This is a genomic window from Parapedobacter lycopersici, assembly GCF_024643285.1.
Taxonomy (GTDB): Bacteria; Bacteroidota; Bacteroidia; order Sphingobacteriales; family Sphingobacteriaceae; genus Parapedobacter; species Parapedobacter lycopersici.
In genome coordinates, this window is sequence record NZ_JAMSLW010000001.1 from 65,701 (window position 1) to 85,301 (window position 19,601).

Here is a 19,601-nt window from a genome sequence, read left to right on the forward strand (position 1 = left end):
CCATTATGGCAGTTAAAAACAAACGCATACTTATTACAGGGGCTACGTCGGGCATCGGCAGGGAAGCGGCTATTGCACTGGCAAAACAGGGTGCGCACGTGATCATACACGGGCGAGACGCAGCGAAAGCAGCCGCTGTAAAGCAGGAAATCGGGGTTATTGCGCCCGATGCCGCGGTGGACGTGCTCCTGGCCGACCTGTTGAAAAAATCCGATGTACTGGCCCTGGCCGAGGCATTTAACAGTCGCTTCGACAGCCTCGACGTGCTGATCAATAATGCCGGGGGCGTGATGAACACCCGGCGGGAAGAAACCGAAGACGGTTGGGAGAAAACGATTGCATTAAACGTATTGGCACCTTTTATGCTGTCTGCCCTGCTGTATCCCAAGCTGCAGCGCCAGCCGGATGCGCGGATTATCAATACGGCATCCATGGCGCATTATACCGCAAGACCCGATTTGAATGACCTGATGTATGAGCAGCGGTACCATGCGCTCCGTGCGTATGGCGACGCCAAGCTTTTCGTGATTTTAATGGGCCGCGAATTTGCCAGCCGGCAGCGGAATAACCCGCAGGACAACCAGGTGATCATGAACGCTTTTCACCCCGGCATGGTAGCCACCAATTTCGCGGGGCAGAGCGATTCACTCTACCATCTGTTTTTCCGCTTTTTCCGCCCGTTGCTAACATCGCCAAAAAAGGGGGCGGATACCATGGTGTACCTGGCAACGGACGAAAAAAAGGCAAACAACTTTAACGGCGCCTATTTTGTAAAGCGCAAACGGGCCAAAATCTACATACCGAAACGCAATGCCGAGCTGACCGGTGCACTTTGGGCCGCCTGGGAGCGCTACACCGGCATCCCGTTTTTATGATTTCACCTCAACGGTAAGCCGCTTCGCGGTCCGGGCGTGTTTTTCAAAACACGCTAACATATAATCCCAGCCCTGTTCGGCATCCATGGCCGCGCGGTATGTTTCATGCCCTTCCCCGTGGTTTTCAAATTTGTCGTGTTCCAGTTCAATGCGGGAACGGCTGTCGCCTGCCGGGACGAACCGGATGCGTACCTCACTGGCCTTGTCCGGATCCGGTTCCGGTGAACGGGATGCCGTGATCTGCCATTTAAATGCAATGTAACTGCCGTATTTTACCTCCGTGACAGTACCCCAGTCGCAGCGGAAATCCAGCGGGCCAATTTCGGTGCAGTGCCCGCCCGGGATGGGGTTGATGCCGATTTCGATCAATTTATCTTTTGACCAGGTATATGTTTTTGGCCACCATAACGTTAACTCCCTTACAAACGCATTAAACGCTTCCTGATGGGGTAGACCGACTTCGACCGATTTGCTGAGTTTTTGCATAATTAGCTGCTTTGATTCTGTATAGGTTCTGCTATGAAGTTTTGCGTAAATATACAACGTTTTTGTGATGCGGTTTGTTTTTTCGACTAAAAGACATGACCCCGTTCCCGGGTCCGGTACAGGCTGGTTCCTACCCGCTTCGGGACACCGTCGGAGTGAGTCCACGGTAAGTCCACCATGAGTCCACGTTGAGTCCACCTTTTGCCGAAGTTTTGCCGGACTCACCGTGTACCCAAACCGGACTTACCCTTGAGGTACCACGAAGCTTTTCCGTACGTGGCACGAAGTTGTCCAATGCAGCACACAGCTGGTTTATGCAGCGTAGTCGGCCTAGTCTTCCAATGGCTCCGTCTCCTCCACGGCCGTTTCTTTGCGGATGTCCAATTTCATCAGCTCCGGTACCATAAACGACACGATGCCGATAACGCCGACCAGGCTCCCCAGAATCATGAACGTCTGGCTGATGCCAATATAATCGGCAATAAAACCGGTACTCAGGAGGCCGATAATCGACGGCAGCAGGGCGATGCTGAAAAACATGGAAAATACCCGTCCAAGCATTGCGGGATTTACCTTCTCCTGGATGATGGTGGTGAATGTGGCATGATAAATAGACGCTGAAAGACCTCCCAGGGTTGTCAGCACCACGAACAGCACAAAACCACTTGCCGGCAGGATGCCGGAAGCCGCCAGCGAAACACCCAGCATAATATGCATGCAGTTAATGATGATCACTTTATTGACCGTCGGTTTGAATATACCCAATAATCCGCCGCCGGCCAGCATACCGATGCCCCAGACCACCTCGATCAGGCTCATTTCAAATTTGCCGCCGCCGAAGTGCTGCAGGGTGAGCAGCGGAAAGAGCACGGCTACGGGCATAATGCAGAAGGTTGCCAAAATGGAGAACAGGAACATATAGGCGAGCCCTTTGTTTGCCGTAACGGCATTGACGCCGATGGCGATGTCCCGCAGCACCTGCCTGACACCACCCGGAGCCTGGGCTTCATTTTCGGGATTGGGAATCTTGACCAGCAGTAACGAGCTAATGGCAACGACTGCCCCCGCAACGTCCAGCAGCAATACCTGCTGAATGTCCATCAGGCCAATGGCCAGTGCGCCCAATGCCGGGCCGGCGATACTTGATACCGACTGGATGGCCTGGTTGATCCCCGCAATCCGGAGCAGTTCCGTTTCCGGTGCCAGCAGCGGAACCGAAGCCTGCATGGCCGGCATATGAAAGGCTGAGCCCACGGAACGCAGTCCCAGCAGCAGGTAAATGAAAATGAGTTCAAAATGCCCGAAATAAAAAAGCAGCGACATGGCCAGTGTACAGACAGCAATGAAGCCGTCGGCGGCGATCATCACTGTTTTGCGGTCCCAGCGGTCGATATACACCCCTGCAAAAGGGCCGATTAATGCCTGTGGCAAAAAGGTGGCAATGGCAGCGAAGGCCAGCACTTCCGCAGAACCGGTTTCGAGGCTGAGCCAGATAATAATGGCGAAGTTAACCGCCGAACTGCTGAGGAGCGACATGAACTGGCCTGTCCAGATGATCGCAAATGTTCTTTTCCACGCTTGTTTCATGGTGTTGATGGTATAATGCATACTCCGGGTGTTGCCATCCACGGAAAGATACAGGTTAAAAGCTTAAACGTAATGAATGAAGGAATCGCTTCAGGGGATACCTGAAATAATGAAAGAGCTGAGGAGGGTGTTCCCCGAACTCAGGCCCTGTCCCGGTGAGACAGGTTGTAGTTTATGTGGGTGATCTTCATGAGTGCAATGATTAGTCGCACGGCAAATATATAATTTTATATCCAAAATTGTGAAATGGCGGTCATAAAATAGACTGTGTCACCCATTTACGATCGCTCCGTTCCTATCCAACATCGTTTTTTTCTATTTTTGCCCCGGATTAATATGAATAAGGTAATATGAAGAAGAAGTATTTGGCAATGGCCGCGCTGGCCACAATGGGCACCGCAGCCCTGGCGCAGCAACACCAGGCCATCAATCCCGGTTTTATGGATACATCGGTAAGGCCACAGGATGATTTTTACAACTACGTGAACGGAAGCTGGATGAAAACCGCTGAAATACCATCCGATAAGGCACGGTGGGGAAGTTTTGATGAATTAATTGAAAATACGGACGAAGCGACGCTCGCTGTGTTAAAAACTTCACTGGAACGCACATACGAGTCGGGATCGGAAGGACAGAAGATTGCAGATCTATACCGGAGTTACATTGACCTTGATGCCCGTGACCGTGCCGGCATCGAACCCCTTAAACCGTTACTGAAAAAAGTGGATGCGATCCGGGATTTTGACGGCTTGTACCGCTACTTGGTGGAAATGGCGCCGATAGGCGGTAATCCATTGTTTGGTACCTATGTGGATCCGGACATGAAGAACAGTAACATCAACGCGTTGTACCTGAGTGCAGCGGATCTGGGACTGGGACGCGCTTATTATCAACAGGAGGATGCCGCCAACATCCGGACCCTGGAAGATTATAGCAATTACATCAATCGCCTGTTTCCCCTGACGGGCCAGCGTACGCGCGACCTGAAGGGCCCTAAACTGGTTGCCTTTGAAAAAGAACTTGCCGGTCATATGCTTACCGTAGAACAGATCCGTGACGCGAGCCTGCAATACAATCCGGTGGCAGTGACCGACCTGAAAAACCTGGTTAAGCACCTGGATATCGCCCAATACCTGCAGGATGCCGGTTTTACGGCCGACACCGTGATTATCGATGACCTCCGTTACTACAAGGAGCTGGACGGACTGCTGGTGCCGGAAAACCTGGAAGTCATTAAGGACTTACTGCGCTTCCACCTGATTGACGGTGCTGCAACGAAGCTGACGCGTGAACTGGACGAAATCAGTTTTGACTTCTGGGGCCGGACCCTGCGGGGGCAACGTGAGCAACGTGCACTGGATAAACGGGGATTGCAGTTTGTCAATGCCGTAGCCGGGGAAATGCTCGGCAAGCTTTACGTGGAGGCTTATTTTCCGGCAGAAGCGAAAGCGGCTGCACAGGAGATGGTCAGTTACCTGGTTAAATCGTTTGAACACCACATCCAGCAACTGGAGTGGATGTCGGCCGATACGAAAGCGAAAGCATTGGAAAAACTGGGAAAATTCCATGTCAAAATCGGCTACCCCGACAAATGGAAAGATTATTCCGGACTGACGGTTGGACCGTCGCTGTTCGAAAATACACTGAACGCCCGTCGCTGGCAATTTGAGGAAGAGCGGGCGAAAGCGGGCAAACCGGTCGATAAGACCGAATGGGAAATGACACCGCAGACGGTAAATGCCTATTACAATCCGCCATATAACGAAATTGTGTTTCCTGCAGCCATCCTGCAGCCACCGTTTTATGATTACAAAGCCGATGCGGCCGTCAACTTCGGCGGAATCGGTGCGGTAATTGGCCATGAACTGTCCCACGGATTTGACGACAGCGGCTCCCAATACGATGGCGATGGCAACCTGAATAATTGGTGGACAGCAGATGACCAGGCCAGGTTTGGGCAGGCGACCGAAGCACTCGCAGCGCAATACAGTGCGTATGAACCGGTTCCGGGTGCTTTTGTCAACGGCCGTTTTACCCTCGGCGAGAATATCGGCGATCTGGGCGGTGTTTCCGTGGCGTACGACGCCCTGAACCTGTACCTGCAGGATAAGGGGAACCCGGGTAACATTGACGGATTTACACAGCAGCAACGCTTTTTCCTGTCATGGGCAACCATCTGGCGGACCAAGACAACCGACGCGTTTGTGACCAACCAGGTAAAAACAGATCCGCATTCACCCGCCCAATACCGGGCTATAGGACCGTTGGTCAATGTAGATGGCTTTTATGAGGCGTTTGATATTAAGGCGGGGGATAAGCTTTTCCTGCCGAAAGCCAATCGCATCGTCATCTGGTAGCTAACGGTCTCCGGATAAAACAGGGCCACCCCTTATACGGGGTGGCCTTTTTATTTTAAATTTGCTGTAGCTGTCCGCGGCGGCCTAACAACGGTATGATTATTGACCCCGGAACAGTGGCTTTTCAACTAAACGGCTTGGCTATGGAATTTTTGGATTACTATAAAATTCTGGGCGTTCCCAAAGGCGCCTCGCAGGAGGAAATTAAAAAGGCATACCGCAAGCTTGCGCGCAAGCTGCACCCCGACCTGAACCCGGACGACAGAGAGGCGCAGGTAAAATTCCAGCAGATCAATGAAGCGAATGAAGTGCTCAGTGACCCGGACAAGCGCAAAAAATACGACCAGTATGGGAAGGATTGGCAGCACGCCGATCAGTTTGAGCAGGCCCGGCGGTCGCAGCCGCAGGGCGGGGCAAGGCATACGGCCGGGCCGGAATCTTTTTCCGGTGATTTTGACGCCGGCGGTTTCTCCGACTTTTTTGAGTCGCTGTTCGGCGATGCGGGTGCCGGAAGGCGCGGACAGGCCAGGTTCCGGGGCAGCGATTACCAGGCGGCTTTGCATCTGGCGCTGCGCGATGCGTACAACACCCATAAACAGACATTAACCGTCAACGGGAAAAATATCCGCATCACCATTCCTGCCGGCGTTGCCGATGGCCAGGTCATTAAACTGAAAGGGTACGGTGGCCCCGGCGTGAACGGCGGTCCATCCGGCGACCTGTATATTACCTTCCATATTGCGGACGATCCGTTGTTCAAACGGCTGAACGATGATTTATACGCCACGGTCCCGATTGACCTCTATACCGCCGTGCTGGGCGGAGCGGCAACCATAGACACCCTGAACGGAAAAGTGAAGTTGAACGTCTCAGCCGGTACACAACAGGGTACGAAGGTCAGGCTAAAGGGCAAGGGCTTTCCGGTATACAGGAAGGAGGGTACATTTGGCGACCTTTATATCACCTATGAGGTGACCATACCGACGGACCTGACCGACAGACAGCGGGAGCTGTTCAGGGAGCTTGCAGACACATCACCTAACAAATGAAGTCATGGAAAAACAGGAATTAATCGCGGTACATGAATTCTGCGTGCACCATCATGCAGAAGTTACGTTTATACAGGCACTGGGAGAGTCCGGACTGATTGAAGTCGTCACCGTGGACAACGAATATTACGTCAGTCCGGATCAGTTGCCCGACCTGGAAAGGTGGGTGCGTTTTCATTATGACCTGGATATTAACCTGGAGGGGATTGAAGCCATTCAGCACCTCCTCCAGCAGATGAAGACCATGCAGGACGAGCTGAAGACCCTTAAAAGCAAGCTTCACCTGTATGAATTGCGGTAAACCGCACCGCACTGGCCGCACGGTGCGGTTTTCATTCGGTTAATCCAGTGCCGGAACCAGCGGCAGAACCAGGTGGCTGGGCCGTGCCCCGCCGTGATGGATGGTCTGCCGGGCAACGCGCAGCTCATCACTCGATCCCAGGGGGGCACCCGTGTTGGGATTGCGATCGAACTGCGGAAAATTGCTCGATGTAATGTCGATACGGATGCGGTGCCCCGGTTTAAATACATTGGCCGTACTGGTCAGCTCAATCTCGTATTCATACACTTCGTTTGGCGTCAGCAGCTTCACTTTATCCAGTCCTTCACGGAACCGTGCACGTAAAATACCTTCGGCTACCGGCATGGCATATCCATCCGGCTGCACATCAACCAGCTTGATCATCCAGTCGGTATCGGGACCGTCCGTTGCCGCATGCAGTTTCATCTTGATTGGGCCGGCAATGGTCAGGGGTTCCGTAAGGAAATCGCTCGTATAAACGAGTACGTCTTCCCGTCGCTCCAGCGGCCGCTGGTCCACCGGTCCCGCCTGGGTGGGCGTGCCGCAGCAGTTGTTCCCGCCGGTGGTGGGGACCGGTTGTGCCGGATCATAACGGTACGTATCCGTTGCCGCTTCCGCCGGCTTGTCAAACGTCAGCCGGCCATCGCCGCGTACCGAATTGGCCGAACCGCTGCTGTTCAGGTACAACTCGCGGTATTTCGTCTGGGGTATGGGCCAGTCCGACTCGCTGCGCCACTTGTTGGCACCCATGTAGAAGAGCTGTACCGGTTTTTCCAGATCGAGCCCGTTTTTAATTCCCTTCAGGTGGTAATCATAAAAATCCAGCTGCACGTCGAACATGTCCATATTGGCGATGGGCGTAAAATCAATCCCGCCAAAGCTTTGGGAGGGCCCATGGCCCCAGGGGCCGATGATCATCCGGGCGCCGGCCCGTGCTTCGGGTGTTGCCCCGTGATTCCGCATGCCGACATAGCCGTTGATGGTGCCCATCAGAAAAATATCGAACCATCCGCCGTACGTGTGCACCGGCACATTGATACGGTCAAAGCTTTCTTCATCGCTGATGGCCTTCCAGTATTCATCGTAGCTTTCGTGTTCCAGCCAGTCGCGGTAATGCTGAACGGGGGACCCTGCGCTCGCCAGATCGCCGGTATTCAATGGCAGGTGCATCAGGATGTTTTCGTATTTCAGCTCTTCCGGCGTGTAGGCAGCACTATGCCAGTATTGAGGGAGCATGATCCGGTTTGGCATGCGCACCACCCCCCAGCCGTAGTTGAAGCTTAGCCGGAAGGCACCCCCCATGGTAATCCAGTTGGCGTAAATGTTGGTAGACGCCACCCCCGGAAAGATGGCCACGAGGTGGGGCGGTGTCTTGCTGGCGGCCGCCCATTGGTTATGGCCCAGGTAACTGCCGCCCTGCAGGGCAACCTTGCCATTGGAAAATGACTGTGCCGCTGCCCATTCAATCGTTTCGTAACCGTCCTTGCCTTCGTCGCGGAACGGTTCCCAGGTACCTTCGCTTTCATACCGGCCGCGCACGTCCTGCACCACCACGGCATATCCGTGCTGGGCAAAGCGGATCATGGCTTCATGTACCCCATCACGTTGTACGCCATAGCAGGTCCGCGTCACAATGGTCGGATACTTGCCGGGAGCCGCTGGAAGATACAGGTCGGCATACAGCTTAACGCCGTCGCTCATGGGCACTTCCACATGCCGTACAATCCGGATTTCGTTCTGCGGTGCAGCGATGGCTGTCCGTGGGGAAAAAGAAAGGGACACGGCCATTACGGCAATGCACAGGCTTAACGGTTCATAGCGCCCGCGAATTAATCTTTTCATAGTTTATAGGTTAGTAAGCATGTTAATTCATTGCTACCCTGCAAACTAAGGTAAAATTGCGTTGATATGCAAGTTTACGGAAACGGGATATGCGCAAATGGGAGGTGGGTGCCCATTGCCAGGGCGCTGGACCGGCTATTCGGCCTTTCTTTTGGCCAGTATCTTTCTTCCCTTGACGAGAATCCGCATACCTGAACGTTTCACGGAGATGTTGGTGGAAGCGAGATCCTGCTGCCGGTCTGCCCGGTAATACGTGGACAGGATATTCTGGTAAGGCATTAAGCCGATTACGGTATGGTCCCTGGACGACAGGACGGGAAGTACATCTACGTTTTCCTCAATCATCTTGGCTACGGCTTCCTTCAGGGTATCTCGTTCACGCAGAAACACCGGTTTCCGTTTAATGAGCGCGCTGATTTGCTTTTGGTCATCCTGGTGATTGGCAAACAGGCTGGACGCACTGACGATACCGGTATATTGCTGATTGGCATCCACCACGATATAGTAATTGTCGGGCCTGCCATTCGCCTGCAGCCAGTCGCGCACCTCTTCGACGGTATTCCGATCTTCTATGATGATACCCCCGGTTTGGATGGCCTGTTGTACGGTCAGCTGGTTTAATAAATCCGGTTGATAGGAATCAGGGGTAAATATACCGCGCCTGGTTATTTTTTCAGTCATGATGGTTGTGCCCATACTGAGGTAAGAAACCGTATAGGCACCCACACAGGAACCCAGCAACGGCAGCAGCGCATGGAACTGGCCGGTAGTTTCCATGGCAAAGATGATGGACGTCAGCAGCGCCCGGGACGCACCCGCGAACATGGCGGACATGCCTACGAGTGCGGCCAGGGGCAGGGTAACCCCACTATTTGGAAAAAGATACTGGATGCCCATGCCGATCAGCACGCCGCTGGCGGCCCCGATGGTCAGTAAGGGAGCTAATGTTCCCCCCGAGGTACCGCTGCCCAGCGCAATTACCCAGGATATAAATTTGAGCAGGCACAGCGACAATACAATTTTTAACGGCATGCTGCCGGTCAGTAAATCAGTGATATTTTCGTAGCCCACACCCAAGGTACGGGGTGCAAAATATCCCACGATCCCCACGGCCAGTCCACCGATTGCCGGCCACCACATCCAATGGATGGGCAGCTTTTCAAAAGCATCCTCCACCCAGTAAACGGCCTTGGTTATGGCCACGGAAAGAACGCCGACGGCCAGTCCGAGGAAACTGTAGCATAAAATGGCCACAGTGGACGGCGTGGTGATCTCCACGGCCGTGTAAAACACCGGCTGCGTGCCGAAAAGCAGAAAATGCCCGGCAGCCCCCGTGATGCAGGCCAGCGATACGGCAATCAGCGATTTGGGTGTAAATTCAAACAATAATAATTCGATAGCCAAAAAGATGGCAGCCACCGGCGTACCGAAAATGGCCGTCATACCCGCAGTGGCACCGGCCGAGAGTAGTATTTTCCGCTCGGCATTGGAAATCTTAAATACCTGGCCCCACGTGGAACCCAGTGCACCCCCTGTGGCAATAATGGGGCCCTCCGCTCCGAAAGGCCCTCCCGTGCCGATGGCAAGGGCTGAAGATATGGGTTTAAGAAACGTAATGGCGGGCTTGATCTTGCTCTGGTTAACAAGTATCTGTTCCATGGCCTCGGGGATTCCGTGGCCGCGGATGGCTTTTGAACCATACAACGCAAGGATACCCACTGCAATACCGCCGATGGCAGGAATCACAATGACCCATAACCCCAGCGTATGATGTGCCGGACCGGCCTCTGCGAAGGAAAACGATCCGTAAAAAGACAGGTTGGTGATGCCATTGATGAGCATGACGAGTAGTTTGGCAAGACTACTGATGATGGCGGCGATCAATACCGCATAAGAGGCAATTAATAGAATACGCCACTTATTAACCCGGGGTGAAGCTACTGCTCCTTCGGATTTTAAAGTGTCTTCAAGTGAAATCGAAATGGGGATATTACCGTTCTGCTTTGCAATCATATGTGCTGCAAAAATATGATTTAAATCATGTTTTTTAAAAAATATTGTTTGTCCGCGTTAATTTGTTTATCATAGCTGATGATTTTACCGGACCAGCGGGAGGGATGTGATCTGAAAAACTGTTTTTTCTGTAAACACAGCGCAGCATCATCCATTGCTTCCATTGCAACGAACAGCCAGCAATATACCTTTAAAAAACGGGAGGTTATTTTCCGTGAGGGGGAACCCACATCGGGTATTTTTTTCCTGACCGGCGGTCAGGTCAAGATTCACCGGCAGTGGGGCCGGAACAAGGAGCTGATCATCCATTTCTGCAGGGAAGGGGACATACTGGGGTACCGTGGTATGGGTGCGGGTCGCTTTTTTACGGTAACCGCCACGGCACTTGAACCCTGTACCGCATGTTACATATCCCTGGAGTTATTTGAGCATGCGCTGAAAACAGATCATCAGCTGACCTACAATTTCCTGCATTTTTACCTGGATGAACTGCGGATTACCGAAAAGCGGATGGCCGACCTGGCGCACCTGGATGTCAGGGGAAGGGTGGCCAATACCCTGCTGATGCTCGCGGAAAAATTCGGGGTTGACGGAGCCGGCGCGCTCAACGTCCAGCTGAAAAGACAGGACATGGCGGCCTATGCGGGAACTACATACGAAACATTTTTCCGGGTGATGGATCAGTTGACCAAAGAAAACCTGATCCGGGTAACAGGGAAATCGATTCAGTTACTTGATACCGACGTTATCAGGCAATATGGATTAAATTCTTATGCGTGAAATTTAAATCTGAACCGATAATTTAAATTTAGGTAACCGACCACATTGGTTTGTTTTTCAATATCTTATTATAGATTTCACAGTCGGCAATATGTGCCCCGGGCAAAAAGCCGATGCTCATGAGGAATTCATTGACAATTTCGCCCCCGGTAAACTTGAATGTCTTTTTAAAAAGCTTAATCCATTCCGGAAGTGTCTTTGGGTGATGGTGTTCCAGCCACTTTTCAAATGCCCCATATTCCTGCTGCAACTGAAGGATTACCCGGGCATTTTCAATAGCGGCATTGATTTTAAGTCTGTTGCGGATAATGCCCGCGTCGGCCAATAGCCGTTCGCGGTCCGATTCCGTATAGGCGGCAACTTTAGCAATGCTGAAATGATCGTAGGCATTGCGGAATGCAGCTTCCTTTTTCAGGATGGTTTCCCAGCTCAGGCCAGCCTGGTTGATTTCCATCACCAGCCTGCCGAACAACTCGTCGTCATCGTGAAGTGGAAACCCATAGTGGTGGTCATGGTATTCCTGATGCAGTGTTTTACGGTCGCCGCTCAGGGCTTTGATTGCTTGGCAATAAGACATAATCACGAATTGAGGAATCAAGGACTCACGCGCCGGATCGGCAACGTACTGCAAACATACATAAACCGCTTTATTTTTGAAGAAGAAGTTTCCGGATCAGCGTACTGCATGCCTATGCACCGGGCAGGACTGTCCGGATTTATTGCCGGATTTTGCGGATATGTCGGGACAATAACGGAACTTTGCCGGATAAACTGACGTTGAAACCAAGAAAACATGAAATACCACAAACTGGGAAATACGGGCGTAGCAGTTTCGGCTATCGGGCTGGGCTGCATGGGCATGAACCATGGATACGGTGTTCCGGATAATGCCGAATCCATTGCCACGCTGCACCGTGCGCTGGACCTGGGCATTAATTTCTGGGACACCGCGGACGCTTATGCCGCGGGAAAAAATGAGGAACTCATCGCTAAGGTACTCGTACCGAATCGCCGCAAGGTATTTATCGCCACCAAATTCGGTTTTACCAATATTACGCTGACAGCAAATGGCATGCAGTCTACACTGGATTGCTCTCCGGCACATATGCGGCGGGCGGTGGACGCCAGTTTACGCCGGCTTGGAATTGACGAGATTGATCTCTATTATGCACATCGCCTTGATCCGAACGTACCGCTCGAAGAGCTGATCGGCGCCATGGGCGAACTGGTGAAAGCCGGCAAGGTCCGTTATCTTGGTCTTTCGGAAGCATCAGCCGCCTCGATCCGCAGGGCGCATGCCATCCATCCCATTGCTGCGCTGCAAAGCGAGTACTCGTTGCTGACCCGCGGGGTGGAGGCTGAAATACTGCCCACTATCCGTGAGCTGGGGATTGCACTGGTTCCCTTCAGTCCGCTTTCAAGGGGACTGATTACCAACGATGGCTTCGATGTGGGCGCGATTCCCGACAGCGATTTCAGAAAAACCGTTCCCCGCTACCAGGGGGCGCATTTGCAGAATAACCTGTCGCTTGCCGACGCGTTTAGGGAGTTTGCCGCCGACCGTGGATATACCACCGCACAGCTGGCACTGGCCTGGGTATTGGCGCAGGGCGATGACATTACCCCGATACCGGGAACAAAGAAGCGGAAATACCTGGAGGAAAACGCCCGCGCGGTGGACATTACACTTTCCCCGGCCGATCTGGAAGCCATGGAGCAGATCCTGTCCAGGTACCCCAACATCGGACCACGGTATAACGAAGCACAAAACAAGCTGGCCAACCGGTAATCCCGGTATTATCGAACCCGGCCGGATACACCTGCCATAGGGTTGTCACTAATCCGTATATATTTGCGGCATGGAATATAAACAGGGGAACATGAAAATACACACCACCAACTACCAGGACGCGTTCATTGCAGTAGCAGATGATTGTCCGGCGGAAAGAGGGGAAATCCCTCCGGTAAAAGGGGATAAGAAAAGCGTAGCCGGCCTGGCATTTGAGCTGATCAGTAAAAACCCCTACCGGTTTACTTCAGACGATGTGCTGTTCCGGGTGTACGCCGAGCGGCAGGAACTGACCGCTGATGAGCTCGAAACCGCAAGGCAATTGTTTTTCTCCAAGGGGCAGGCCTGTTTCAGGGCATCCCCGCTGACCAAACGGTATGGATGGGGCGTCCATAGCGATGCGGCCGGTAAAATTGCGCTCTATGGCCGCGAAACGCAGGAATATGAAGCCTTTCTCCGTGACGGCCGCATTAAGGTCGTAAAGGCGATGAAATCAAGCCGGTAGTTTCCGGCCGCTTCCGCAATCGCTCCCGAATCAAATCCTCATTTTCGTGGATTGCCGGATTTGGCGGTAATCTGTATTTTTACCCATTGTTACCAATTTGTGCATCACGTATTGTAGCCATGAAGCATTGCCTGTGTATTTTGATTGTTTTCTGTTGTTTTCACGGGGTAAGGGCACAGGTATCCGCTGAACAGGCTGCCGACAGCCTGTACCGGTTGGCACAGGAAGCGCCGGACGATAGTGTAAAGATTGAACGGTTGCTGGATCTGAGTTTTTTCTGGTGTGACCGCGATACAGCAAAAGCTTTTCATTACATTGATGAAGCCCGGAAGGTAATGGGTAACAAACCAACCGATTATCAGCGGGGCCTTCTGCATCACTTCACCGCAAATATCATTTATAACCACGACATCGAACGGGCGAAATCGGAATACATGCTGGCCGAAAAGTACCTGGCCCGGTATCGGTTTCCGCGGGCTTATTTCTACCGGTCAAAAGTGTGGAACAATTATGGAACGCTGCTGCAGCGGCAGGATAGCGCCAATCTTTTCATGGGTATTATTGTCGACCGCGCACTTCCGTATGCCCGCCTCGCAGGCGATAGCACCGCTGTGGGCAACCACCTGCAGAATATTGCATTATTACTTTCGAATGTACAGGATTACGAAAAGGCGGAATCCTATTTTAAACAGGCCCTGAACACGCTGTCAACCGGAGCGGCCACCAGTGAGGACCGGCTTACCGTTTTTGTCAATGCCGCCAAGAATGCCATACTTGGCGAAAACCTCGGACGGGCAAGGGGATACCTGGACAGCGCTGCGGTGGTATTCAATGCCATACCGTATACCACCTATGCTCCCTTCTATTTCCGTACCGAAGGCCAGTATTACCGCCACATCCGGGAAAAGGAGAAAGCCCTGGAAATGTTCAGTAAAGGGATAACCCGGGCCGAATCGCTGCATGATGCCTATTCACTGCGGGATATTTATTTTGAGATGTATGCGATGTACCGTGATTTCGGCGAATACGGCAATGCGAAAAAATACCTATTGATTTCCGATCGGTACGATCCGGTTCAGTCGACACATAACCGATTGCTCCATCTGCGGGAAATGGCCAATGTGGAATTCAAGCTGGGTAATTTCCGGACGGCCTATGAACAGATGGAAGCCTATGCACTGGGAAAGGATACCTTCCAGCAAAACAATATGGCGCTGAAGATCATCGACCTGGAAAAGCAATACGAATCCATTGGAAAGGAAAATGAGATATTGAAACTGAAGGACATCAACCAGCAGCAGCAAATGAATATCGACCGGAGCCGGTTCTGGCTGGTGCTGCTTGGTGCGGGTCTTTCCATCGCACTTATTATCGCTTTTTTTTCATGGAAACTGGCGAAAAGTAATCACAATACCCTTGTTCAGAATGAGTTGCTCCACCAGGAAGAGCTCAAAACACTGCGGCAGCAGGAGCAGCTTCACCGGTACCAGTCGATTTTGCAGGGGCAGGAGGAAGAGCGGAACCGGATTGCGCGCGACCTGCATGATGGCCTCGGTGGCTTATTGGCGGGAGTAAAGCTCCGCCTGTCGGCCATAGCCACGAGGGACCGCGAAAAAAACAGCACCGTAAGCACCGAGGTGAATGCTGTTATCGGCGAATTGGATCATGCGGTGGATGAGTTGCGCCGGGTATCGCGCAATATGATGCCGGAGGCACTGCTTTACATGGGGTTGGAGTCGGCACTGGCCGACCTCTGCAACTACATGGATACCCCGGCGACGGCCGTTAAATTTCAAGGGATCGGTCTCCGTGCGTCTTACGCCAAACCGGTGCTTATCGGTGTTTACCGCATGGTGCAGGAACTGCTGAATAACGCCATTAAACATGCCCACGCCACCCAGATTATTGTGCAATGCAGCGACAGCGACGGCTGCCTGTTCCTCACCGTGGAGGATGATGGCGTCGGGTTCAATATCCAGTTGCTGGTTGCCAAAGGGCTTGGCCTGAAAAATATTGAAGATCGGGTAGCCCTGCTGCAGGGCCGCATGGAGATTGACTCCAGGCCTGGCGAGGGGACTACCGTAAACATTGAAATACCTGTCTGATATGGAAATGATAACCCTTATTATTATTGATGATCATCCGGTGGTGCTGCAGGGGTTCGCCTATATGCTGCAGGATGCCGACAACATCAGGCTAATCGGCCAGTTTACTGATGCGGCATCAGGCATCCGCTTTATTGCCGGAGAACAGGTAGATGTAGTGCTGCTGGATATCAACCTGCCTGATAAGAACGGCATCGACGCCTGTGCGGAGATCAAGCAGCTGTGTCCGGATACGAAAGTGGTGGCCATCAGCAACATTAACGAATACAGCATCATCCAGCGCATGCTCGACAGCGGGGCCTCCGGCTACCTGCTCAAAAACTCCGCAACCGAGGAAGTAATGGAATGCATCCGCCAGGTGATGCGGGGCGAAACCGGTATCAGTGAAGGGGTGAGGGCCATTCTTTCCAGCCACCAGTCGGGTGAACTCCCCGTAGTTACGCGGCGCGAAAAGGAAGTGCTGGCGCTATTGGCCGACGGACTGAATTCGCATGAAATCGGCGATAAAATTTTTATCAGCCCGCTGACGGTGGAAAGCCACCGCAGAAATTTATTGCAGAAGTTTAAAGTGACCAATGTAGCCGCGCTGATCCGAAGGGCTACGGAGATGAAATACATCTAACTTCCGGTAACGGATTGTCGCAATTCCCCCCTGTAATTGGCGCACTGTGCCAATGTCTTTGCCGCGCTAACGGGTTATCTTTGTACTGAACAGTATTGAATATTCACCCTAAAAGAAAGGTTACGCGATGAAAAAGATGCAATTCAAAACGGACATCAACGCGCCGGTGGCAAATGTATTCAGCATCATGCTGGATAAGGAAACGTTCAGGAAATGGACGGCGGTATTTAACCCCGATTCGGATTTTGAAACCCCCTCCAGTGTGGAAGGAAATTGGAATAAAGGTTCAAAAATCCTGTTTATCGGAGCCAGTAAAACAGGAAAGCGCGAAGGTATGGTAGGCTGGATCCGGGAAAATATCCCGAATAAATTTGTGTCCATCGAATATGCCGGCATCGTGGATGGCGATGATGAAATTACGACCGGACCGGTGGCTGAGGCATGGCAGGGTTTTGAAAACTATTCGTTTACTGAAAAAAATGGAACAACTACGGTAACTGTTGATATTGACGTGAATGACGAGATGGTTGACTATTTCGCGGTGACGTATCCGAAAGCGCTCGAAAAGCTGAAAGAGATCTGTGAGGCGTAGCTGCGGTAAGCCATACCGGCATTTCTCGTGTCCGGCTAGCCGGACGATTCCATAGTAATCCGCTGTCTTAATGGAAAATTAAGTATATTCGTATGGTAATACGTGATGCCGGGCTGTCCATAGTGTCCCCATACCGGCATAATACCGATTGGAAATCATATCACTAAAAAATGGACCATACGTTAAAAGTTTTGTCGACTGCGGGCGTAACACATGACGTTTGCCGCATCCGGCTGGAAAAGCCGGAAGGTTTTGAATTTGTCCCCGGACAGGCTGCCGATGTGGCACTCAACCGATCGGGATGGACGGAGGAAAAGCGTCCGTTTACATTTACCTGTTTAAATGGCGATCCATACCTTGAATTTACAATTAAGTGTTACATGGACCACGACGGCGTTACCCGGCAGATCGCGTCGCTCGTGGCCGGCGACGAACTGATCATCAGCGATCCATGGGGCGCGATCAGCTACCAGGGCACGGGTTATTTCATTGCCGGCGGCGCCGGGATCACGCCGTTTATGGCTATTCTCCGGCAGCTTCATCAGGAAGGCCGGTTAAAGGGCAATAAACTATTCTTTTCCAATAAGACGGCGCAGGATATTATTTACGAGGGAGAACTGGAAGCAATGCTCGGTGATGACGCCGTGTTTATTGTGACACAGGAAAAAGACGGCCCGTATCCACATGATTTTATTGATGACAGGTTCCTGGATACGCACATTACTGATTTTAAAAAACCCATTTATATCTGCGGACCGGATCCGATGGTTGAACACTTGTCTTCCGTGACCATCAAAAAGGGAGCGGACCCGCACGCAGTCGTTTTCGAAAAATAGCCGCTGGGGCTGGTGTTCGCCGGCCGCGGGCCACGCTGCTACGCTTCACAGCAGCGCCCGTTACCGGTCAGCTTGGTTGGTTCCCGATGATTTCGCTTACTTTCCGCTGCAGAACGGGAATGACCGTATCGCCGAACCATGGGTTGCGCTTGTGCCAGATTTTATTGCGGGGTGAGGGGTGTACAAGTGGAAAAAATGCAGGCAGGTAATTCTCAAAACGGAGTACTGTATCGGTCAGTGACCTGGTTTTTGCTTTTCCGAGGTAATACTCCTGTGCATATTTTCCAATGAGCAGCGTCAATTTAATTCCCGGCATGCCGTCGAAGAGTTTCCGATGCCATAGCGGCGCGCATTCGGGTCTGGGTGGCAGGTCGCCTGATTTTCCCGTTCCCGGATAGCAGAAACCCATGGGGACAAGTGCAAATAAGTGCGGGTCGTAGAACTGAAAGGCGTCGACACCAAGCCATCGCCTTAATTCCTTCCCACTCTGATCATCCCATGGGATACCGCTTTTCTGGACTTTTTGACCCGGGGCCTGACCGATTATCGCAATTTTTGAATCGGCTGCGGCTTGTATAACCGGATTCGGGGCGTGCGGTAACTGCGCTTTGCAATATGTGCAGCTCCTGATGTCAGCCAAAAGTTTGTCTATGTTTGCGTATTCAGCCAAGGTCATTCAAAATTACGTTTTTTAGGGCGGTTCAACGATTTCGGGCGTAATAAAATAACATCATCAGGCAGCTATCCGGATTTCCTGTGATATGTTCACCGCACCGCGAGCTTCTTTTTTAAATAGGCCCTGAGCGGCATATCCAGGAACTTCATGACGACATGCGCGAAGCCGATCAGGAACAGCGTACCGGCCGGGATGATGTATATCAATTGACCGGGCGTATAATCCGGGTGGCTCAGATACGCACCAAAGAACCAGATTGCCCAATAGTGGGTCATGTATAGGGGATAGGAGATGTTTCCCAGCCAATTAGCGAGTTGTGAAAAAGCCGGTTCTACGGAAGTTCCTGCCCCCAGGGAAACGATGAACGGAAAAAGAAACAATACAATCAGTCCATCAATCAGCCAATTCGGCGAAAAGAAGGGCATGAGCAAACACATCAGCAGGAATGCGGCACTCAGCATAAACCCACCGCGGTTTTGGATGATCCACCGGTTGCGGTAAATGAACAGTCCGGCACCGAATGAATAACAAACCCTTGCTGCCCCTGCTTCCCAGTTGTCTTTTGACCATCCACCCAGTAAATTGCCGTAATGGTAGCTCGTGTAGATCAGCCAGACGGCGGCGATGCACAGGAACACCGTGAGTGTTTTCCGATGTATTTTGCTCAGCCAGATGGCATAGCCGATGTTGACGATATATTCCCAGAACAGCGACCAGGAAGGTGCGTTTAGGCTGAACAAGTTGAATGCCCTGCTTTCTAAAACCGGATAAGGAATCAAAAAAAGCGAACTAAGGAAGAGGATAAGGACACTGGAAAAAGAGTAATGTTCTGCGGCTCCAAAAAGGGGAAAAAGAAACCCCAGCAGTCCGAGAACAGAGCCGATAACGACCAGCGGATGCAGTCGGACCAGCCGGGCCTTAGCGAAGTTCCAGAACCCTATTGCCCTGACTTTTTCATCATAAGCATAACCGATAACAAAACCCGATAAGCAGAAAAAGAAATCCACTGCCAGGTAACCATGACCGATAAAATTGTCGCTGAAATCCGGGATGACCCATTCCATGAAATGAAAGATCACCACGGCAATGGCCGCAATACCCCTTAGTCCGTCGAGGACAACAAAGTGATTTCGTGTCATCTGGCAAAAATAGAAATGATAATAGCTTTTGGCTATTGAAATATAGA

18 protein-coding genes are annotated in these 19,601 nt (G+C 52.0%); 11 read left to right on the forward strand and 7 right to left on the reverse strand.

All coding sequences use genetic code 11. From position 1 onward, the window contains the following. Positions 1 to 5 precede the first annotated feature (5 nt). Positions 6 to 875: an SDR family NAD(P)-dependent oxidoreductase gene (locus tag NEV57_RS00300; RefSeq protein WP_257656287.1), complete on the forward strand. Its 870-nt coding sequence runs from the start codon at positions 6 to 8 to the stop codon at positions 873 to 875. Here the strand turns inward: NEV57_RS00300 and NEV57_RS00305 are convergent. Together NEV57_RS00305 and NEV57_RS00310 are read right to left on the reverse strand one after the other, a co-directional pair. After that, the gene (locus NEV57_RS00305; protein WP_257656288.1) at positions 870 to 1,361 is read right to left on the reverse strand and encodes an SRPBCC family protein; all 492 of its coding nucleotides are present in this window, start codon (positions 1,359 to 1,361) and stop codon (positions 870 to 872) included. The two genes, NEV57_RS00300 and NEV57_RS00305, sit on opposite strands and share 6 nt — an antisense overlap. 330 nt (positions 1,362 to 1,691) lie before the next feature. After that, positions 1,692 to 2,948 (reverse strand): MFS transporter, encoded by a 1,257-nt coding sequence (locus tag NEV57_RS00310; protein ID WP_257656289.1) that lies wholly within the window; start codon positions 2,946 to 2,948, stop codon positions 1,692 to 1,694. A 350-nt stretch (positions 2,949 to 3,298) separates the two neighbouring features. Here NEV57_RS00310 and NEV57_RS00315 point away from each other — a divergent pair, with 350 nt between their 5' ends. The 3 genes from NEV57_RS00315 to NEV57_RS00325 all read left to right on the forward strand — a co-directional run bounded on the left by NEV57_RS00315 (position 3,299) and on the right by NEV57_RS00325 (position 6,655). Continuing rightward, complete coding sequence (locus NEV57_RS00315; protein WP_257656290.1) at positions 3,299 to 5,305, forward strand: M13 family metallopeptidase; 2,007 nt, start codon at positions 3,299 to 3,301, stop codon at positions 5,303 to 5,305. 143 nt (positions 5,306 to 5,448) lie between these two features. Further along, entirely contained in the window at positions 5,449 to 6,354 is a 906-nt protein-coding gene (locus NEV57_RS00320; protein ID WP_257656291.1) for a DnaJ C-terminal domain-containing protein, read from the forward strand. Positions 6,355 to 6,358: 4 nt separating this feature from the next. After that, on the forward strand, positions 6,359 to 6,655 hold the full coding sequence (locus tag NEV57_RS00325) for a chaperone modulator CbpM (protein ID WP_257656292.1): 297 nt from the start codon (positions 6,359 to 6,361) through the stop codon (positions 6,653 to 6,655). A gap of 39 nt (positions 6,656 to 6,694) precedes the next feature. On the opposite strand, the gene NEV57_RS00330 is transcribed toward NEV57_RS00325, so the two are convergent. Together NEV57_RS00330 and NEV57_RS00335 are read right to left on the reverse strand one after the other, a co-directional pair. Beyond that, positions 6,695 to 8,497: a CocE/NonD family hydrolase gene (locus NEV57_RS00330; RefSeq protein WP_257656293.1), complete on the reverse strand. Its 1,803-nt coding sequence runs from the start codon at positions 8,495 to 8,497 to the stop codon at positions 6,695 to 6,697. Positions 8,498 to 8,632: 135 nt separating this feature from the next. Beyond that, positions 8,633 to 10,510: a chloride channel protein gene (locus NEV57_RS00335; RefSeq protein ID WP_257656294.1), complete on the reverse strand. Its 1,878-nt coding sequence runs from the start codon at positions 10,508 to 10,510 to the stop codon at positions 8,633 to 8,635. A gap of 78 nt (positions 10,511 to 10,588) precedes the next feature. Here NEV57_RS00335 and NEV57_RS00340 point away from each other — a divergent pair, with 78 nt between their 5' ends. Then, positions 10,589 to 11,290 (forward strand): Crp/Fnr family transcriptional regulator, encoded by a 702-nt coding sequence (locus tag NEV57_RS00340; protein WP_257656295.1) that lies wholly within the window; start codon positions 10,589 to 10,591, stop codon positions 11,288 to 11,290. Between the two features lie 28 nt (positions 11,291 to 11,318). Here NEV57_RS00340 and NEV57_RS00345 read toward each other — a convergent pair whose 3' ends face one another. Then, positions 11,319 to 11,867, reverse strand: a complete 549-nt coding sequence (locus tag NEV57_RS00345) for a DNA-3-methyladenine glycosylase I (protein ID WP_257656296.1) — start codon at positions 11,865 to 11,867, stop codon at positions 11,319 to 11,321. A 216-nt stretch (positions 11,868 to 12,083) separates the two neighbouring features. Between NEV57_RS00345 and NEV57_RS00350 the strand changes: the two genes are divergently transcribed. The 6 genes from NEV57_RS00350 (at position 12,084) to NEV57_RS00375 (ending at position 17,739) form a co-directional block, all read left to right on the forward strand. Next, positions 12,084 to 13,079 (forward strand): aldo/keto reductase, encoded by a 996-nt coding sequence (locus NEV57_RS00350; protein ID WP_257656297.1) that lies wholly within the window; start codon positions 12,084 to 12,086, stop codon positions 13,077 to 13,079. Between the two features lie 91 nt (positions 13,080 to 13,170). After that, positions 13,171 to 13,584 (forward strand): DUF6157 family protein, encoded by a 414-nt coding sequence (locus NEV57_RS00355; RefSeq protein WP_257656298.1) that lies wholly within the window; start codon positions 13,171 to 13,173, stop codon positions 13,582 to 13,584. A 119-nt stretch (positions 13,585 to 13,703) separates the two neighbouring features. Then, complete coding sequence (locus NEV57_RS00360; RefSeq protein WP_257656299.1) at positions 13,704 to 15,689, forward strand: sensor histidine kinase; 1,986 nt, start codon at positions 13,704 to 13,706, stop codon at positions 15,687 to 15,689. Position 15,690: 1 nt separating this feature from the next. Further along, positions 15,691 to 16,311, forward strand: coding sequence for a response regulator transcription factor (locus NEV57_RS00365; RefSeq protein ID WP_257656300.1), 621 nt, complete (start codon positions 15,691 to 15,693; stop codon positions 16,309 to 16,311). A gap of 127 nt (positions 16,312 to 16,438) precedes the next feature. Next, positions 16,439 to 16,903: an SRPBCC family protein gene (locus NEV57_RS00370; RefSeq protein ID WP_257656301.1), complete on the forward strand. Its 465-nt coding sequence runs from the start codon at positions 16,439 to 16,441 to the stop codon at positions 16,901 to 16,903. Between the two features lie 170 nt (positions 16,904 to 17,073). Next, positions 17,074 to 17,739, forward strand: coding sequence for a ferredoxin reductase domain-containing protein (locus NEV57_RS00375; RefSeq protein ID WP_257656302.1), 666 nt, complete (start codon positions 17,074 to 17,076; stop codon positions 17,737 to 17,739). A 67-nt stretch (positions 17,740 to 17,806) separates the two neighbouring features. On the opposite strand, the gene NEV57_RS00380 is transcribed toward NEV57_RS00375, so the two are convergent. Further along, entirely contained in the window at positions 17,807 to 18,415 is a 609-nt protein-coding gene (locus NEV57_RS00380; RefSeq protein ID WP_257656303.1) for a uracil-DNA glycosylase family protein, read from the reverse strand. 89 nt (positions 18,416 to 18,504) lie between these two features. After that, positions 18,505 to 19,554 carry an acyltransferase family protein gene (locus tag NEV57_RS00385; RefSeq protein ID WP_257656304.1) on the reverse strand — a complete coding sequence of 350 codons (1,050 nt, stop codon included), beginning with the start codon at positions 19,552 to 19,554 and terminating at the stop codon, positions 18,505 to 18,507. Positions 19,555 to 19,601 lie beyond the last annotated feature (47 nt).

Bases quoted from the DNA above. Each gene is read 5' to 3' on its own strand.
- NEV57_RS00365 (WP_257656300.1), top strand. From the start codon at position 15,691: ATGGAAATGATAACCCTTATTATTATTGATGATCATCCGGTGGTGCTG.
- NEV57_RS00325 (WP_257656292.1), top strand. From the start codon at position 6,359: ATGGAAAAACAGGAATTAATCGCGGTACATGAATTCTGCGTGCACCAT.
- NEV57_RS00300 (WP_257656287.1), top strand. From the start codon at position 6: ATGGCAGTTAAAAACAAACGCATACTTATTACAGGGGCTACGTCGGGC.
- NEV57_RS00340 (WP_257656295.1), top strand. From the start codon at position 10,589: ATGATTTTACCGGACCAGCGGGAGGGATGTGATCTGAAAAACTGTTTT.
- NEV57_RS00380 (WP_257656303.1), bottom strand. From the start codon at position 18,415: ATGACCTTGGCTGAATACGCAAACATAGACAAACTTTTGGCTGACATC.
- NEV57_RS00320 (WP_257656291.1), top strand. From the start codon at position 5,449: ATGGAATTTTTGGATTACTATAAAATTCTGGGCGTTCCCAAAGGCGCC.
- NEV57_RS00385 (WP_257656304.1), bottom strand. From the start codon at position 19,554: ATGACACGAAATCACTTTGTTGTCCTCGACGGACTAAGGGGTATTGCG.
- NEV57_RS00330 (WP_257656293.1), bottom strand. From the start codon at position 8,497: ATGAAAAGATTAATTCGCGGGCGCTATGAACCGTTAAGCCTGTGCATT.
- NEV57_RS00335 (WP_257656294.1), bottom strand. From the start codon at position 10,510: ATGATTGCAAAGCAGAACGGTAATATCCCCATTTCGATTTCACTTGAA.
- NEV57_RS00310 (WP_257656289.1), bottom strand. From the start codon at position 2,948: ATGAAACAAGCGTGGAAAAGAACATTTGCGATCATCTGGACAGGCCAG.
- NEV57_RS00355 (WP_257656298.1), top strand. From the start codon at position 13,171: ATGAAAATACACACCACCAACTACCAGGACGCGTTCATTGCAGTAGCA.
- NEV57_RS00370 (WP_257656301.1), top strand. From the start codon at position 16,439: ATGAAAAAGATGCAATTCAAAACGGACATCAACGCGCCGGTGGCAAAT.
- NEV57_RS00305 (WP_257656288.1), bottom strand. From the start codon at position 1,361: ATGCAAAAACTCAGCAAATCGGTCGAAGTCGGTCTACCCCATCAGGAA.
- NEV57_RS00375 (WP_257656302.1), top strand. From the start codon at position 17,074: ATGGACCATACGTTAAAAGTTTTGTCGACTGCGGGCGTAACACATGAC.
- NEV57_RS00315 (WP_257656290.1), top strand. From the start codon at position 3,299: ATGAAGAAGAAGTATTTGGCAATGGCCGCGCTGGCCACAATGGGCACC.
- NEV57_RS00345 (WP_257656296.1), bottom strand. From the start codon at position 11,867: ATGTCTTATTGCCAAGCAATCAAAGCCCTGAGCGGCGACCGTAAAACA.
- NEV57_RS00350 (WP_257656297.1), top strand. From the start codon at position 12,084: ATGAAATACCACAAACTGGGAAATACGGGCGTAGCAGTTTCGGCTATC.
- NEV57_RS00360 (WP_257656299.1), top strand. From the start codon at position 13,704: ATGAAGCATTGCCTGTGTATTTTGATTGTTTTCTGTTGTTTTCACGGG.